The organism is Pseudomonas frederiksbergensis, from assembly GCF_001874645.1.
In the GTDB taxonomy this organism is placed as follows: Bacteria; Pseudomonadota; Gammaproteobacteria; order Pseudomonadales; family Pseudomonadaceae; genus Aquipseudomonas; species Aquipseudomonas frederiksbergensis_B.
In genome coordinates, this window is sequence record NZ_CP017886.1 from 2,237,487 (window position 1) to 2,253,190 (window position 15,704).

Here is a 15,704-nt window from a genome sequence, read left to right on the forward strand (position 1 = left end):
AGCCTGCGGCAGCTCCTACAGACCAACGAAAAACAATGGAGTTGTATGTATGGGCCCATGGCTCGATAGCCTGACCGTCTGGTTGACGGTAAACCCGCAATGGCTGGCGGTGGCGGTATTCATAGTGGCCTGTGTTGAATGCCTGGCAATTGTCGGTTTGATTGTTCCCGGCATAGTGTTGCTGTTTGCCATCACGGCGTTGGCCGGCAGCGGCGCGCTGTCGCTGGGCGAAACGCTGCTGCTGGGTTTGCTCGGCGGCCTGTTCGGCGATGTGCTGTCGTATTTCCTCGGCAGACACTTCCACCAGAACATTCGGCGCTTGCCAGGGCTGCGTCATCATCCAGAATGGATCAACGGCGCCGAAAACTATTTCCAGCGCTATGGCATCGCGAGCTTGTTGGTCGGGCGTTTTATCGGCCCATTGCGCCCGATGCTACCGATGGTGGCCGGGATGTTCGACATGCCGTTCCCACGCTTCTTTGCCGTCAGCTTGCTGGCGGGGGCCGGCTGGTCTGTGGCCTATTTGCTGCCGGGCTGGGCGACGGGCGCGGCGATTCGCCTGCCACTGCCGGAAGGCTTCTGGCCACAGGCCGGACTGGTGGTCGGCAGCATCGCGGTGCTGGTGGGCCTGAGCATCAACGGCAGCTTGCGCGCTCATCGCCAAATCACCGCACTGATCGCCGGCCTCAGCCTGGCGATACTCGGCGGACTGTTCATCGGCTACCCGCACCTGAAGGCTTTCGATCAGGGCTTGATGACGCTGATTCAGGAACACCGCAGCCCGCTGCTGGATGAAGTCGCCGTAATGCTCACCCAGCTCGGCGAGTTCAAAAACATGTTCGTGATCAGCGCGGCACTGACGATCCTGCTGCTGGTCACGCGGCAATGGCGGCACATGATCTTCGCGGGCAGCACGCTGCTGATCACTGCACTGGCAAACACTGGGACCAAGCACCTGTTCGCCCGGATGCGCCCGGAAGTACTGACCGATCCACTGACCAGCTACAGCATGCCCAGTGGTCATTCGTCAGGTTCGTTTGCGTTGTTCCTGACCCTCGCGATACTGGCCGGTCGCGGCCAGCCAACGCGCATGCGCCTGACCTGGCTACTACTCGGTTGCTTGCCGGCTGCGTCCATCGCCCTGTCGCGGGTTTATCTCGGTGCGCACTGGCCAACCGATGTACTGGCCGGAGCGGTGCTGGCGGCTTGCGTGTGTGCGGCCAGCCTGGCGGTGACCCAGCGCCAAGTCCCCCTGAGCCCAATGCCGGCCAAGGCCTGGTGGCTGGTCTTGCCAATGTTGGTCGCATTGTTCGGGTTCTTCGCGCTGTGGCATTTGCCTCATATGATGTTGCGGTATGCGTATTAGCAAAAGCAAAAGATCGCAGCCTGCGGCAGCTCCTACAGGACGCACACCGAATCCATGTAGGAGCTGCCGCAGGCTGCGATCTTTTAGCGGGCGTCAGGCAAACAACTCACCCTGCAACTCATCCAGCAACGCCTGAATCGCATCCAGGCGTTGTTGCGGGTCATCGAGTTGCAGCAGGTCGATCTTGTCCACTTCGGCAAACGGCAACAGGTACGCCAGTTGATTGGCCAGTGACTGCTGGCCTGTCGCTTCGGTGCCCATGTTCAACGCTTCGACCATCGGGTGTTCGGCCAGGGCCTTGAGCAGTGCGACCAGATCGGCGTCTTCGTCCTGTAACGGTTGCTCCGGTTCGTCCTCCAGCCACTCGACCTCGGCGACGGTCAACTGATCGCGTTGCACCTCGGTGCGCAACACGTGGAAACGCCGCCCGCCCTGTACCCGAATGCCCAGCAGGCCGTTGTCCTGTTGTTTGAAGTCGGTGATCAGCGCTTCGCACCCGACCCGCGCATAACCTTCGGGCGCGACGCCCACTTCATCCCCATCCAGAATGCATACCACACCAAAGCCTGCACCCTGTTTCATGCAGCGGCTGATCATGTCCAGATAGCGCGCCTCAAAAATCTGCAAATCGAGGATGCAGCCAGGAAACAGCACTGTGTTCAGCGGAAAAAGCGCCAGGCTCATAGACATTTCCTTACACCACCATCGACACCGCCAACGGCAGAAACACCGCCGTGGCCACACCCATCAGGCTCATCGCCAGCGCCGCGAAGGCGCCGCATTCTTCACTTTCCTGCATCGCCACCGCCGTCCCGACAGCGTGGGCGGTCATACCCAGCGCCATGCCGCGGGCTTCAGGGCTGTGCACACCGAGTCGGGTCAACAGACTCGGGCCGAAAATTGCGCCAATCACCCCCGTGATCAACACGAACACCGCGGCCAGCGCGGCCACTCCGCCAATCTGCTCGGCCACCAGCATGGCAATCGGCGAGGTGACTGACTTGGGCGCCATGGTCATCAGGATCATGTGCTCGGCGCCAAACCACCACCCCAGCAGCACGCCCATGCCGGTGGCAACCACCCCCCTATCACCAGCGTAGTAAATATCGGCCAGAACAGCTGCCGAATCCGCCGCAGGTTCAGGTATAGCGGCACCGCCAGCGCAACGGTCGCCGGCCCCAGCAGAATGCTGAGGATCTCGGTGCTTTTACGGTATTCGGCGTACGTCAGCCCACACGCGAGCAGCACGCCGATCACCAGCAGCATCGATACCAGCACTGGCTGCAGGAAGATCCAACGGGTTTTCTCGAACGCCGCCAACACCAGTTGATAGGCGCCCAACGTAACGCCGATACCGAACAACGGGTGATGAATCACTGCCGCCAGCGCGCCCTGCCAGTCGAAGATCATAACGACTCCTCCGTGCGAACAGCGTGACGCTTGATCAGCCGCTGCATCAACACCCCGGCGAAAGACAAGGACAGCAGCAGCGACAACACCAATGCGCCAACGATGGCCCAGAAGTCCGCAGCGATATCGGCGGCGTAAACCATCACGCCCACCGCCGGTGGCACCAGCAGCAACGGCAAATAACGCAGCAGGCTGCCAGCGGCCAGGTTCAAGGGCTCAGCCACTTCGCCACGAATGACCAGGAACCCCAGCAGCAACAGCAGGCCGATAATCGGCCCTGGCAGCACCGGCAAAAACAAATGGTTGAGGGCTGTGCCGAGCAATTGAAACAGCACCAGCCAGGTCAGGCCGCGTAGCAACATCCGTCATCTCCAGCAAAACTCGTCCCCCACAAGCGGGCCGGACATTATAAGCATGGCACTTGCTATGCATGGGTATTCGCCAAAAGCATGGATGCTTGACCGGAGCAAATCCCCGTGATGATCTAACGTGGTTGTTCCGGGATTGAATCCCCCCCGAAAAAACTTTAAAAACGATGAACCCAAGGAGAGTCTCAATGCCCTATGTTCCAGTTGCAGAGCTCAAAGATTATGTCGGCAAGGAACTCGGACGTTCCGAATGGCTCACCATCGATCAGGACCGCATCAACCTGTTCGCTGAAGCCACAGGCGATTATCAGTTCATCCACGTTGACCCGGTAAAAGCCGCACAAACCCCGTTTGGCAGCACGATTGCCCACGGTTTCCTGTCGCTGTCGCTGATCCCGAAACTGATGGAAGACATCCTGGTCCTCCCGCAAGGTTTGAAGATGGTGGTCAACTACGGCCTGGACAGCGTGCGCTTCATTCAACCGGTGAAGGTCGACTCCAGAGTCCGGCTCAAGGTCGAACTGTCTGAAGTCACCGAGAAGAAACCCGGCCAATGGCTGCTCAAGGCCACCGCCACGCTGGAAATCGAAGGCTCGGATAAACCTGCGTACATCGCTGAACCGCTGTCGCTGGCGTTCGTTTAACCCCTGCCGGATGCGAAGCAGTTCCTACTGTTTCGCACCGCGTCTCTATATATCAGACACATAGCTGCGGCATACTCCCTCGCCTAATTGCCCGGATCCCGCTATGCGCTCACTTGCACCCCTTGTCCTGACCCTGTTGCTCACCGCCTGTGGTGACGGCGAATCGCTGTTGCCGCCCGACGCACGCCTGCCGGATGGTGGCCGCTATCGGGGGGATCTGGTCAACGGGTTGCTGCAAGGTCAGGGCCGGATCGACTACCCGAACGGCAGCTGGTACGCCGGTCAGTTCGACAAAGGCCAGTGGCACGGTCAGGGCGAATGGCACGGCAGCAACGGCGAAGTCTACCGCGGGGAGTTCCAGCAAGGGCTGTTCCATGGCCAGGGCACGCTGACCACTAGTGGCAGCAGCTACACCGGCGGTTTCAAACTCGGTCGGCGCGACGGTGAAGGCACCCTCAAAGAAGACGGCATGACCTACCGTGGCGAGTTCAAGGCCGATCAGTATTCCGGGCTCGGTCGCCTCGAACTTGAGGACGGCAGTCAGTATCAGGGCCAGTTCGCCAATGGCAAACCCAACGGCGAAGGCCAGCGCGGCGATGCCAGCGGCAACCAGTTCACCGGCAATTTCGTCGACGGCCAGCTGGAAGGCAACGGCACCTTCAGCAGCGCCGAGGGCGACAGCTACGTCGGCGGTTTCAAACAGAATCAGTTGAACGGTAAAGGCCGCTACGAGAACGCCGATGGCGACGTGTGGGTCGGTCAATTCAAGGAAGGCGCGCTGAACGGCAAAGGTGAATTGATTGGCGCCGATAACAGCCACTATATCGGCCAGTTCAGCGATTGGCGCTTCACCGGCCAAGGCCGCTTGAACTTGTCGGACGGCAGCTTTTACATCGGCGAGTTCGACAGCGACAGCTACCAAGGGCATGGCACGCTGGTGCTGACTGATGGCAGCGTGCAAAGCGGCGACTGGATCAATGGTCAGCGTGTACGCGATGCCAATGGCAAGTTGCTGCCAGACACCCTCGAGTTGGGGTTACTGGCGCAAGGCCGTCTGCTCGAAGAGGCGCTGGCCAATGTGCCCGCCTCGACCCCGGCGATCGAGTTGTACACCCTGACCGTGGGCGGCGACGGCAAGCAGAGTGTGTTTCTGCGCGAGTCCGACTACGTCAGCAACATGCTCGCCAGCCGCTTTGGTGCCTACGGCCAGATCCGCCTGGTCAACCATCGCGACCACCTTGGCGACCGGCCGATGGCCACGCGCGAGAACCTGCGCCGCGCCGCCCTGACCCTGGCCGAACGCAGCGGGCCGGAAGACCTGGTGTTCATCTACCTGACCAGCCACGGCACCCACGAACACGAACTGGTGCTCGACCAACCGCGCCTGGAGCTGGCCGACTTGCCGGCTGACGAATTGGCAGCGGTCCTCGCACCGCTGAAAAATCGCGACAAGATCATCGTGATTTCGGCGTGCTACTCCGGCGGTTTTATCCCGGCACTCAAAGACGAACACACGCTGATCATGACCGCCTCGCGCGCCGACCGAGTGTCGTTCGGTTGCTCGGAAGAGGCAGACTTCACTTACTTCGGCGACGCGTTATTCGTTCAGGCCCTGAACCAGACCGACGATCTGGAGCAGGCGTTCAAACTGGCCAAGGCCACCGTTGCCGAGCGCGAACTGGCAGACAACTTCGAAGCATCTGAACCACAGATCTGGGCGCCTAAAGGGGTGGTGGCGCACTGGCAATTATTGCGCAAGCAGCAAGCACGCAAGGCACTACAAAGTGCCGCTTTAACCAGCAAGGAAGCAAAGAGCAACTAAGCTGAAACAGTATCAAGGGGGAAACATTATGTACTTGACGCCTCAGCATATATTGCTCGCTGGAGCCACCGGCCTGACCGGTGAGCACTTACTTGATCGGCTGCTCAACGAGCCGACCATCAGCCGCGTACTGGCACCCTCACGCAGGCCACTGGCGGAACATCCACACCTGGAAAACCCGGTCGGCGACCCGGCTGTATTTCTCCCACAACTCAGTGGCCGCGTCGACATTGCCTACTGCTGCCTGGGCACGACGATCAAACAGGCCGGCTCCGAAAAAGCCTTTCGCGCCGTTGATCTGGACATGGTGGTGGCGTTCGCCAAACGTGCGCGGGAGATGGGCGCACGGCACCTGATCGTGATCAGCGCCCTGGGGGCCGATCGGAGATCCTCGATTTTCTACAACCGGGTTAAGGGCGAGATGGAATACGCATTACGCGCACAGAACTGGCCGCAACTGACCATCTGCCGGCCTTCCCTGCTACTGGGAGATCGCCTTGAACCGCGACTCGCCGAACAACTGGCAGGCCCGCTGTCCAGACTGATTCCCGGCAAATACCGCGGCATCGAAGCCTGCCAACTGGCCCGCGCCATGTGGCGCCTGGCGCTGGAAGAACAGGACGGTGTGCGGATTGTCGAGTCCGACGAATTGCGCAAGCTCGGTAAGTAAAAATCAAAAGATCGCAGCCTTCGGCAGCTCCTACGGGCTGCGATCTTTTTGCTTACAACCCGCCCGTCGCCTGAAACCCCACACCCAACACCGTCAACACCGACAGCGGCAACAGCAGCGTGTCGAGCAGCGCGCTGGCCGGCAGGTCGATGCCGGGGTAGCTCGGTGCTTCGGCGCCAAAACGATCCTTGGCGCAGCAACCGCCGTCCAGCGCATACAGATCAAGACGCATGCCCGAGTACACCACCGGCGCGCCGGGCTTGGCTGCGTCCAGCGTACGTGCGGTGGCACAGCCGCCCAATTGCAGGACGAGCAGCAGACTCAATAACTTATTCATCGCAGCTTGAATGGTGCTCGCCCCAACGCGGCAGCATGTCTTGCGGGATGTTCAACAAATTGAGAATCCGCGCCACGACAAAATCCACCAGATCATCGATGGTCTGCGGCTGGTGATAGAAGCCCGGTGAGGCCGGCAGAATGGTCACGCCCATGTTCGACAGCTTGAGCATGTTTTCCAGGTGAATGCTTGAATACGGCGCTTCGCGTGGCACCAGAATCAATGGTCGACGCTCTTTGAGCGTCACGTCGGCGGCGCGCTCGATCAGGTTATTGCAGGCGCCTGTGGCAATTGCCGACAAGGTCCCGGTCGAGCACGGCACCACCACCATCGCGGCTGGCGAACCGGAGCCCGAGGCCACGGGCGACATCCAGTCTTCCTTGCCATACACCCGAATCTGCCCGGCAGCAGCGCCGGTGTACTCGGTGAGGAAGGCCTGCATCATCTGCGGTTTTGGCGGCAGCGTGACGTCGGTCTCGGTCGCCATCACCAGTTGCGCAGCCTTGGAGATCAGGAAGTGCACCTCGCGGTCTTCGCGCACCAGACAATCGAGCAGGCGCAAACCATACTGGGCGCCGGAAGCGCCGGTCATGGCAAGGGTGATGCGATCCGGACCATTGCTCATTTAAGCGCCTCGGCCAATTTGCCATGCAGGCCGCCGAAGCCGCCGTTGCTCATGATCACCACGTGGGTGCCCGGTTTGGCTTGGCTCTTCACCCGCTCGATAATGCCTTCCAGCGAATCGCTGACCATTGACGGCACCGAGCACAGCGCAGCCGTCGCGCCGAGATCCCAGCCGAGGTTGGCCGGCGCGTACCAGATCACCTGATCGGCATCGACCACACTTTCCGGCAAACCGTCACGGTGTGCGCCAAGCTTCATCGAGTTGGAACGCGGCTCGATGATCGCGATCAACGGCGCGTCGCCGATGCGTTTGCGCAGACCGTCGAGGGTGGTCGCGATGGCGGTCGGGTGATGCGCGAAGTCGTCGTAGATAGTGACACCGTGAACTTCAGCGACTTTTTCCATGCGCCGTTTCACGCTCTTGAACGCGCTCAACGCGGCGATGCCCATCGCCGGGACCACGCCCACATGCCGCGCGGCCGCCAGAGTGGCCAAGGCATTGGCCACGTTGTGCTGGCCGGTCATGTCCCACTCGACCACGCCTTGGGCGACGCCTTCGAACATCACTTCAAACTTCGAGCCGTCGGCGCTGAGCAACTTGACCTGCCACTGCCCGCCTGCACCGGTGGTTTGCACCGGGGTCCAGCAACCCATTTCGATAACGCGCTGCAATGCCGGTTCGGTGGTCGGGTGGATCACCAGGCCTTCGCTCGGGATGGTCCGCACCAAGTGGTGGAACTGCCGCTCGATGGCCGGCAGATCGGGGAAGATGTCGGCGTGATCGAACTCAAGGTTATTGAGGATCGCGGTACGCGGACGGTAGTGAACGAATTTCGAACGCTTGTCGAAGAAGGCGCTGTCGTACTCATCGGCTTCGATCACGAAGAACGGCGTGGCACCCAGACGCGCCGACACCGAGAAGTTCTGTGGCACGCCACCGATCAAGAAGCCCGGACTCATGCCGGCGTGTTCCAGCACCCAGGCGAGCATGCTGCTGGTGGTGGTCTTGCCGTGGGTGCCGGCAACCGCCAGCACCCAACGACCTTGCAGCACGTGGTCGGCCAGCCATTGCGGACCGGAGACGTACGGCAGGCCTTTATTCAATACGTATTCGACCGCAGGGTTGCCGCGCGACATCGCATTGCCGATCACCACCAGATCCGGGGCCGGATCGAGTTGGGCAGGATCATAGCCTTGCGTCAGCTCGATGCCCTGCGCCTGCAACTGAGTGCTCATCGGCGGGTAGACGTTGGCATCGGAGCCCGTCACGTGATGGCCCAGCTCTTTGGCCAGAACCGCCATCGAGCCCATGAAAGTGCCGCAAATACCCAGAATATGAATGTGCATAGTCAACCTCGTAAAACATCGAGGCAGGTTAGCGTAGAGGGCCGAAAATCGCACCTTGTGTTTCGGACTCGAGATCACCAGCGCGCAGATGATCGCCAAGATCGCAGCTTGCGGCAGCTCCTACGCAGAGCGCGGTTGGCTTCTTCTGTAGGAGCTGCCGCAGGCTGCGATCTTTTCGCTACCGGGCAATGCCGTGCTTGCGCAGCTTTCTATAAAGCGTATTACGGCTGACACCCAGTTGTTCAGCGGTATGGGTCATGTGCCAACGCTGCTGCTCCAGAGCATTGAGCAAGGCCAAACGTTCGGCATCGTCCAGCGGATGTTCGGACACCTCGTCCGCCTGCACCAGCGCAAGCACCGGCCGCCCCTGCCGAATCATCACCGGCAAATCTTCAACCCCGATCCGCCCGTCCTCGCACAACGCCGCCAGGGTGCGCAACACGTTGCGCAACTGCCGCACGTTACCCGGCCAGGCGAAGTCGAGCAGCGCCTGTCGCGCTGCCGCATCAATCAGCACCGTCTCCCCGCCCGACTCTTCAGCCAGCAAAAAATCGAGTAATCGGGATTTGTCGCTGCGTTCGCGCAAGGCCGGCAAGGCGATTTCCAGGCCATTGAGGCGGTAATACAAATCTTCGCGGAAACTGCCGTCCTGCACCCGCTCGAGCAAATTGCGGTGAGTGGCACTGATGATCCGCACGTTGACCGCCTGCGGCTCGCCACCGATAGGCACCACCAGCCGATCTTCCAGCACTCTTAATAGTCGGGTTTGCAGGGCCAGTGGCATGTCACCGATCTCGTCGAGGAACAGCGTGCCGCCATCGGCCTGCTGCAACTTGCCGCGCATGCCCTCTTTGCGTGCGCCAGTGAAACTGCCGCCGCGATAGCCGAACAGTTCGCTCTCGATCAGGCTTTCCGGGATCGCCGCGCAGTTGAGCGCGACAAAGGCTTTTTCGGCGCGCTGACTGGCCTGATGAACGGCCTTGGCGAAGGCTTCTTTACCTGAGCCGGTTTCACCGTTGATCAGCAGCGGCACATCACGTTCGAAGACCCGCAAGGCTTTACGAAAATCAGCCTGCAGCCCTTCATCCCCAAGACAAATATCCGAAAGAACCGAGCGCTCGGCAATGCTCGGCTTTTGCAGTACCGGGGTCGGGACGCTGCGGGGCTGGCCGCGCAGCAGCGCAAACAACACCCGCCCGTCGCGGGTGCGCAGCGGCCAACTGGCGCTGGCATTGACGCTCGCGCGCCCCAGCAATTCGTCCAGCGAGCAATCGAAAAACGCCTCGACCGGTTTACCCAGCAACCCGCCGCGAACATGCCCCAGCAGGTTCAACGCACTCTGATTGACTGCGCTGATCCGCCCTTCGCCGTCGAACGCCAGTAGCCCCTCGCTGAACAGCCCGACGGACTCGGCCTGCAAGTGAAAGCGCAGCAGCCATTGATTGTCGAAGTAACGCAGGAAGTAGCAGCTCTCGATCATCTTCGCCGAGAGGTTGACCAGCGCCATGGTATGAAACTGGCTTTGCCGCGAAACATCGTGGCGCGCCGACGAAACGTCGAGCACCGCCAGCAGTTCGCCGTGCGGGTCGAACACCGGGCTCGCCGAACAGGTCAGGCCAGTGTGGCGACCGCGAAAGTGCTCATCCTGGTGAATGGTCAGCGACTGACGCTCCACCAGGCAAGTGCCGATTCCATTTGTGCCTTCGCAGGCTTCACTCCAGTCGGCGCCGAGCCACAGACCCGCGCGCTCGAAAATCTTCCGTTCGGCGGGCGCGGTGACACAGTTGAGGATCACCCCGCGGGCGTCGGTCAACAGCACCGCGTGGCCGGCACCGGAGAGTTGTTGATGCAGGCTGGTCATTTCGCCGCCAGCGATCTGCAGGACTTGCTGCAAGCGCTCGCGACTCTCCAGCACCCGACCGTGCTCAAGCACCGTCGGCGCCATGGTCAGGGCCGGGTCGAGGTGATAGTCCTCAAGACAACGCAGCCAGGAACGGGCGATGGACGGATCGCTGCCCGGCCCCTGCAAATGGGATTTGCCTTGGGTCACGGTCAAGACTTGCTGGGCATGGCGACTCAAATGGTTGCTGTGCATTTCTTATTATTCTCCCCGAAAGGTGTACACGGCCCTGTAGGAGCTGCCGGAGGCTGCGATCTTTTGATTTTGAAAAAACAAAGTCAAAAGATCGCAGCCTCCGGCAGCTCCTACGGTCCATTACAGGCACTGAGCATCCTCCAGCGTCGAGCGCATTGCAATGCCGGCCTGACCGCCAGGTCACGGGCTGTGCCACAAGCGGTACAAACTGTCACAAGGCCTGTATTGCATCTGTCACAGGCCCTGCTTCACCAACCCTCAATAAAACCGTAAACCCTTGATTTACCTGTCCCGCAAAGCACTGGCCCGACCTTTGCTCTACGCTTCTCAAGCGCTTACTGCGCGTACTCCCTTATAAGTACAAAAGCCAAGGAGACACTCACCATGCGTTACGCTCACCCAGGTACTGAAGGCGCTATCGTTTCGTTCAAGAGTCAATACGGCAACTACATCGGCGGCGAGTTCGTCGCGCCTGTCAAAGGTCAGTACTTCACCAATACCTCGCCGGTCAACGGCCAACCGATTGCCGAATTCCCCCGTTCCACGGCCGAAGACATCGAAAAAGCCCTCGACGCTGCCCACGCAGCCGCCGACGCCTGGGGCAGCACGTCTGCTCAGGCACGCTCGCTGGTGCTGCTGAAAATCGCCGACCGCATTGAACAAAACCTCGAAGTGCTGGCGATCACCGAAAGCTGGGACAACGGCAAGGCCGTGCGTGAAACCCTGAACGCCGACATTCCGCTGGCCGCTGACCATTTCCGTTACTTCGCCGGTTGCCTGCGCGCTCAGGAAGGCAGCGCCGCGGAAATCGACGGCAACACCGTGGCGTATCACATTCACGAACCGCTGGGCGTGGTCGGGCAGATCATCCCATGGAACTTCCCGATCCTGATGGCCGCCTGGAAACTCGCCCCGGCCCTGGCCGCCGGTAACTGCGTGGTGCTCAAGCCCGCCGAGCAAACTCCGCTGGGCATTACCGTTCTGCTGGAACTGATCGGCGACCTGCTGCCACCCGGCGTACTGAACGTCGTGCAAGGTTTCGGCAAAGAAGCCGGCGAAGCCCTGGCCACCAGCAAGCGCATCGCCAAAATCGCCTTTACCGGCTCGACGCCGGTCGGCTCGCACATCATGAAATGCGCTGCCGAAAACATCATTCCGTCCACCGTGGAACTGGGCGGCAAATCGCCGAACATCTTCTTCGCCGACATCATGCAAGCCGAACCGACCTTCATCGAGAAAGCCGCCGAAGGCCTGGTGCTGGCGTTCTTCAACCAGGGCGAAGTCTGCACCTGCCCGTCCCGCGCACTGGTGCAGGAGTCGATCTACGACGACTTCATGAAAGTGGTGATGAAGAAGGTCCTGCAAATCAAACGTGGCGACCCGCTGGACACCGACACCATGGTCGGCGCCCAGGCGTCCGAGCAGCAATTCGACAAGATCCTCTCCTACCTGGAAATCGCCAAAGGTGAAGGTGCTGAGTTGCTGACGGGCGGCAAAGTGGAAAAACTCGAGGGCAACCTGGCGACCGGGTATTACATCCAGCCGACCCTGCTCAAGGGCACCAACAAAATGCGCGTGTTCCAGGAAGAAATCTTTGGCCCGGTGGTGAGCATCACCACCTTCAAGGACGAAGCCGAAGCCCTGGCGATTGCCAACGACACCGAGTTCGGCCTCGGCGCCGGTCTCTGGACCCGCGACATCAACCGCGCCTACCGCATGGGTCGGGCGATCAAGGCCGGTCGCGTCTGGACCAACTGCTACCACCTGTACCCGGCCCACGCGGCATTCGGCGGTTACAAGAAGTCCGGTGTCGGCCGTGAAACCCACAAAATGATGCTCGACCACTACCAGCAAACCAAAAACCTGCTGGTGAGCTACGACATCAATCCGCTGGGTTTCTTCTAACCCTCCAGGCTTAAAACCGGCGTAGGAGCTGCCGCAGGCTGCGATCTTTTGATCTTTGTCTGTTGGCAGCTCCCGTCGCCAGGTTGAAGAAGATCGCAGGCTTCGCCAGCTCCTACAGGGATGGCGTTCCAACCAAAAATCATTGCCCTGCCGCTCTGGCACGGGCTTTGCGTGCCCGATCGACAGATTAACCGCTGCGTGAACAGCGTCGATCCACCCAAACCGCCACACCCGAAAGTCCAACAGATCAAACAATAAAAAGCAGAGAGGACTTATGACTTCGACAACTACGCTCAAACCCACACTCGGCACCCTGCACCTGTGGGGCATTGCCGTCGGTCTGGTGATTTCCGGCGAATACTTCGGCTGGAGTTATGGCTGGGGCACCGCAGGTACCCTGGGGTTCCTCGTCACCGCGCTGATGGTGGCGACGATGTACACCTGCTTCATCTTCAGTTTCACCGAACTCACCACCGCGATTCCCCACGCTGGCGGGCCCTTTGCCTACAGCCGACGGGCCTTTGGTGAAAAAGGCGGTTTGATTGCCGGGATTGCTACGCTGATCGAGTTCGTCTTTGCGCCACCGGCCATTGCGATGGCCATTGGCGCCTACCTGAACGTGCAATACCCGGATCTGGACCCGAAAATCGCCGCGGTCGGCGCCTACTTCGTGTTCATGGGCCTGAACATTCTTGGCGTCAGCATTGCCGCGACCTTCGAACTGGTGGTGACCGTTCTGGCGGTAGCCGAACTGCTGGTGTTCATGGGCGTGGTTGCACCGGGCTTCAGCTTCAGCAATTTCGTGCTCAACGGCTGGTCGGGTTCGAGCGAGTTCACGATGGGCTCGATCCCCGGGATGTTTGCGGCGATACCGTTTGCTATCTGGTTCTTCCTCGCCATCGAAGGCGCGGCCATGGCTGCCGAAGAAGCCAAGGACCCGAAACGTACGATTCCCAAGGCCTACGTCAGCGGTATCCTGACCCTGGTGTTCCTGGCGATGGGCGTGATGGTCATGGCCGGCGGCGTGGGTGACTGGCGTCAACTGGCGAACATCAACGACCCGCTGCCACAGGCGATGAAAGCCGTGGTCGGCAACAACTCCAGCTGGATGCACATGCTGGTGTGGATTGGCCTGTTCGGTCTGGTGGCGAGCTTCCACGGGATCATCCTCGGCTACTCGCGACAGTTCTTCGCCCTCGCTCGTGCTGGCTACCTGCCTCGCGGCCTGGCCAAGCTCTCGCGCTTCCAGACGCCGCACCGGGCGATTCTGGCCGGCGGCGTGATCGGCATCGCGGCGATTTACAGCGATGGACTGGTCAACCTGCAAGGCATGACCCTGACAGCCGCGATGATCACCATGTCGGTGTTCGGCGCCATCGTGATGTACATCATCAGCATGCTCAGCCTGTTCAAACTGCGTAAAACCGAGCCGCTGCTGGAGCGCACCTTCCGCGCCCCGGGTTATCCGATCGTGCCGGGCATTGCGCTGTTCCTGGCGGTGGTCTGCCTGGTGGCGATGGCCTGGTTCAATACCTTGATCGGGATGATTTTCCTCGGTTTCATGGTGGCAGGTTTCATCTACTTCCAACTGACCGCCAAACAGCGCTCCGATGCACCGGCCGACGCGATGCTCACGGGCATATAACGTGCACCTGCGCCGGGCGAATGGCCCGGCGCATGCACCAAATGCATTCAATACATCAGAAGGACACCGCTCATGGCTGCATTTGCCCATACCGTCGGCGCCCGGACCTACCGTTTCGACGACCTCAAGGACGTCATGGCCAAGGCCAGCCCGGCGCGTTCCGGGGACTTCCTGGCCGGCGTTGCCGCCCTGAATGATGGTGAACGGGTTGCCGCGCAAATGGCGTTGGCTGACATCCCGCTCAAGCATTTCCTGCAAGAAGTACTGATCCCTTACGAATCCGATGAAGTCACCCGGCTGATCATCGATACCCACGACGCCAGCGCCTTTGCGACCGTCAGCCACCTGACCGTTGGCGGCTTTCGCGACTGGCTGCTCAGCGATGCGGCCGACGAGCACAGCCTGCGCGCCCTCGCCCCCGGCTTGACCCCGGAAATGGCGGCCGCCGTGTCGAAGATCATGCGCGTACAGGACCTGGTGCTGGTGGCACAGAAAATCCGCGTGGTGACTCAATTTCGCGGCACGATGGGCCTGCGCGGTCGCCTGTCGACCCGCCTGCAACCCAATCACCCCACCGACGAACCCGCCGGGATTGCCGCGAGCATTCTCGACGGTCTGCTCTATGGCAACGGCGACGCGATGATCGGGATCAACCCGGCCACCGACAGTATCGCCTCGATCTGCGCCATGCTGGAAATGCTCGACGCGGTGATCCAGCGCTACGAAATCCCGACCCAAGCCTGCGTGCTGACCCACGTCACCACCTCCATCGAGGCGATCAACCGTGGCGTGCCACTGGACCTGGTGTTCCAGTCGATCGCCGGCACCGAAGCGGCCAACGCCAGTTTCGGCATCAGCCTGAATGTGCTGCAGGAAGGTTATGACGCAGGATTGAGCCTCAATCGCGGCACGCTGGGGCAAAACCTGATGTACTTCGAAACCGGCCAGGGCAGCGCGCTCTCGGCCAACGCCCATCACGGCATCGACCAGCAAACCTGTGAAACCCGCGCCTACGCCGTGGCACGGCATTTCAAGCCGTTTCTGGTGAACACCGTGGTCGGCTTCATTGGCCCGGAATACCTCTACAACGGCAAACAGATCATCCGCGCCGGCCTCGAAGACCACTTCTGCGGCAAGTTGCTCGGTGTGCCGATGGGCTGCGACATCTGCTACACCAACCACGCCGAAGCCGATCAGGACGATATGGACACCCTGCTGACGCTGCTGGGCGTGGCCGGGATCAACTTCATCATGGGCATCCCCGGCTCCGACGACATCATGCTCAACTACCAGACCACTTCGTTCCACGACGCGCTCTACGCGCGCCAGACCCTCGGCCTGAAACCTGCGCCGGAGTTTGAGTTGTGGCTGGCGAAAATGGGCATCTTCACCCAAGGTGACGGCAAGGTTCACTTCGGCAACCACCTGCCGCCGGCCTTCCGCCAGGCCATGGCGCAACTGGGATGAGTAA

General features: G+C 60.8%; 13 protein-coding genes and 1 pseudogene. 7 read left to right on the forward strand and 7 right to left on the reverse strand.

Annotated elements, in window-relative coordinates; all coding sequences use genetic code 11:
• Nucleotides 1-49: 49 nt before the first annotated feature.
• Complete coding sequence (locus tag BLL42_RS10910) at nt 50-1,366, forward strand: bifunctional DedA family/phosphatase PAP2 family protein (protein ID WP_071552063.1); 1,317 nt, start codon at nt 50-52, stop codon at nt 1,364-1,366.
• 93 nt (nt 1,367-1,459) lie between these two features.
• Here BLL42_RS10910 and BLL42_RS10915 read toward each other — a convergent pair whose 3' ends face one another.
• The 3 genes and pseudogenes from BLL42_RS10915 to BLL42_RS10925 form a co-directional block, all read right to left on the reverse strand.
• Complete coding sequence (locus BLL42_RS10915) at nt 1,460-2,050, reverse strand: LON peptidase substrate-binding domain-containing protein (RefSeq protein ID WP_071552064.1); 591 nt, start codon at nt 2,048-2,050, stop codon at nt 1,460-1,462.
• Nucleotides 2,051-2,060: 10 nt separating this feature from the next.
• A pseudogene (locus tag BLL42_RS10920) lies at nt 2,061-2,776 on the reverse strand (LrgB family protein).
• On the reverse strand, nt 2,773-3,138 hold the full coding sequence (locus BLL42_RS10925) for a CidA/LrgA family protein (protein WP_071552065.1): 366 nt from the start codon (nt 3,136-3,138) through the stop codon (nt 2,773-2,775). Before BLL42_RS10925 ends, BLL42_RS10920 begins: the two are co-directional and overlap by 4 nt.
• A 194-nt stretch (nt 3,139-3,332) precedes the next feature.
• Between BLL42_RS10925 and BLL42_RS10930 the strand changes: the two genes are divergently transcribed.
• From BLL42_RS10930 to BLL42_RS10940, 3 genes are all read left to right on the forward strand, one after another.
• A complete protein-coding gene (locus tag BLL42_RS10930; protein ID WP_071552066.1) occupies nt 3,333-3,788 on the forward strand; it encodes a MaoC family dehydratase in 456 nt (151 codons plus the stop codon).
• Nucleotides 3,789-3,891: 103 nt separating this feature from the next.
• A complete protein-coding gene (locus BLL42_RS10935; protein ID WP_071552067.1) occupies nt 3,892-5,610 on the forward strand; it encodes a C13 family peptidase in 1,719 nt (572 codons plus the stop codon).
• Between the two features lie 28 nt (nt 5,611-5,638).
• Nucleotides 5,639-6,280, forward strand: a complete 642-nt coding sequence (locus BLL42_RS10940) for an oxidoreductase (RefSeq protein WP_071552068.1) — start codon at nt 5,639-5,641, stop codon at nt 6,278-6,280.
• Between the two features lie 52 nt (nt 6,281-6,332).
• Here BLL42_RS10940 and BLL42_RS10945 read toward each other — a convergent pair whose 3' ends face one another.
• The 4 genes from BLL42_RS10945 to BLL42_RS10960 form a co-directional block, all read right to left on the reverse strand.
• The gene (locus BLL42_RS10945; protein ID WP_071552069.1) at nt 6,333-6,617 is read right to left on the reverse strand and encodes a YceK/YidQ family lipoprotein; all 285 of its coding nucleotides are present in this window, start codon (nt 6,615-6,617) and stop codon (nt 6,333-6,335) included.
• On the reverse strand, nt 6,610-7,242 hold the full coding sequence (gene ubiX, locus BLL42_RS10950; RefSeq protein WP_071552070.1) for a flavin prenyltransferase UbiX: 633 nt from the start codon (nt 7,240-7,242) through the stop codon (nt 6,610-6,612). The genes BLL42_RS10945 and ubiX overlap by 8 nt, the downstream gene beginning before the upstream one ends.
• Nucleotides 7,239-8,588 carry a UDP-N-acetylmuramate:L-alanyl-gamma-D-glutamyl-meso-diaminopimelate ligase gene (mpl, locus tag BLL42_RS10955; protein WP_071552071.1) on the reverse strand — a complete coding sequence of 450 codons (1,350 nt, stop codon included), beginning with the start codon at nt 8,586-8,588 and terminating at the stop codon, nt 7,239-7,241. Before mpl ends, ubiX begins: the two co-directional genes overlap by 4 nt.
• A 178-nt stretch (nt 8,589-8,766) precedes the next feature.
• Nucleotides 8,767-10,683: a sigma-54-dependent Fis family transcriptional regulator gene (locus tag BLL42_RS10960; RefSeq protein WP_071552072.1), complete on the reverse strand. Its 1,917-nt coding sequence runs from the start codon at nt 10,681-10,683 to the stop codon at nt 8,767-8,769.
• Between the two features lie 384 nt (nt 10,684-11,067).
• Here BLL42_RS10960 and exaC point away from each other — a divergent pair, with 384 nt between their 5' ends.
• From exaC to BLL42_RS10975, 3 genes are all read left to right on the forward strand, one after another.
• Nucleotides 11,068-12,588 carry an acetaldehyde dehydrogenase ExaC gene (exaC, locus tag BLL42_RS10965; protein ID WP_071552073.1) on the forward strand — a complete coding sequence of 507 codons (1,521 nt, stop codon included), beginning with the start codon at nt 11,068-11,070 and terminating at the stop codon, nt 12,586-12,588.
• Nucleotides 12,589-12,862: 274 nt separating this feature from the next.
• Nucleotides 12,863-14,233: an ethanolamine permease gene (gene eat, locus BLL42_RS10970; protein ID WP_071552074.1), complete on the forward strand. Its 1,371-nt coding sequence runs from the start codon at nt 12,863-12,865 to the stop codon at nt 14,231-14,233.
• A 72-nt stretch (nt 14,234-14,305) separates the two neighbouring features.
• Nucleotides 14,306-15,700 (forward strand): ethanolamine ammonia-lyase subunit EutB, encoded by a 1,395-nt coding sequence (locus tag BLL42_RS10975; protein ID WP_071552075.1) that lies wholly within the window; start codon nt 14,306-14,308, stop codon nt 15,698-15,700.
• The last annotated feature ends 4 nt before the right edge of the window (nt 15,701-15,704 follow it).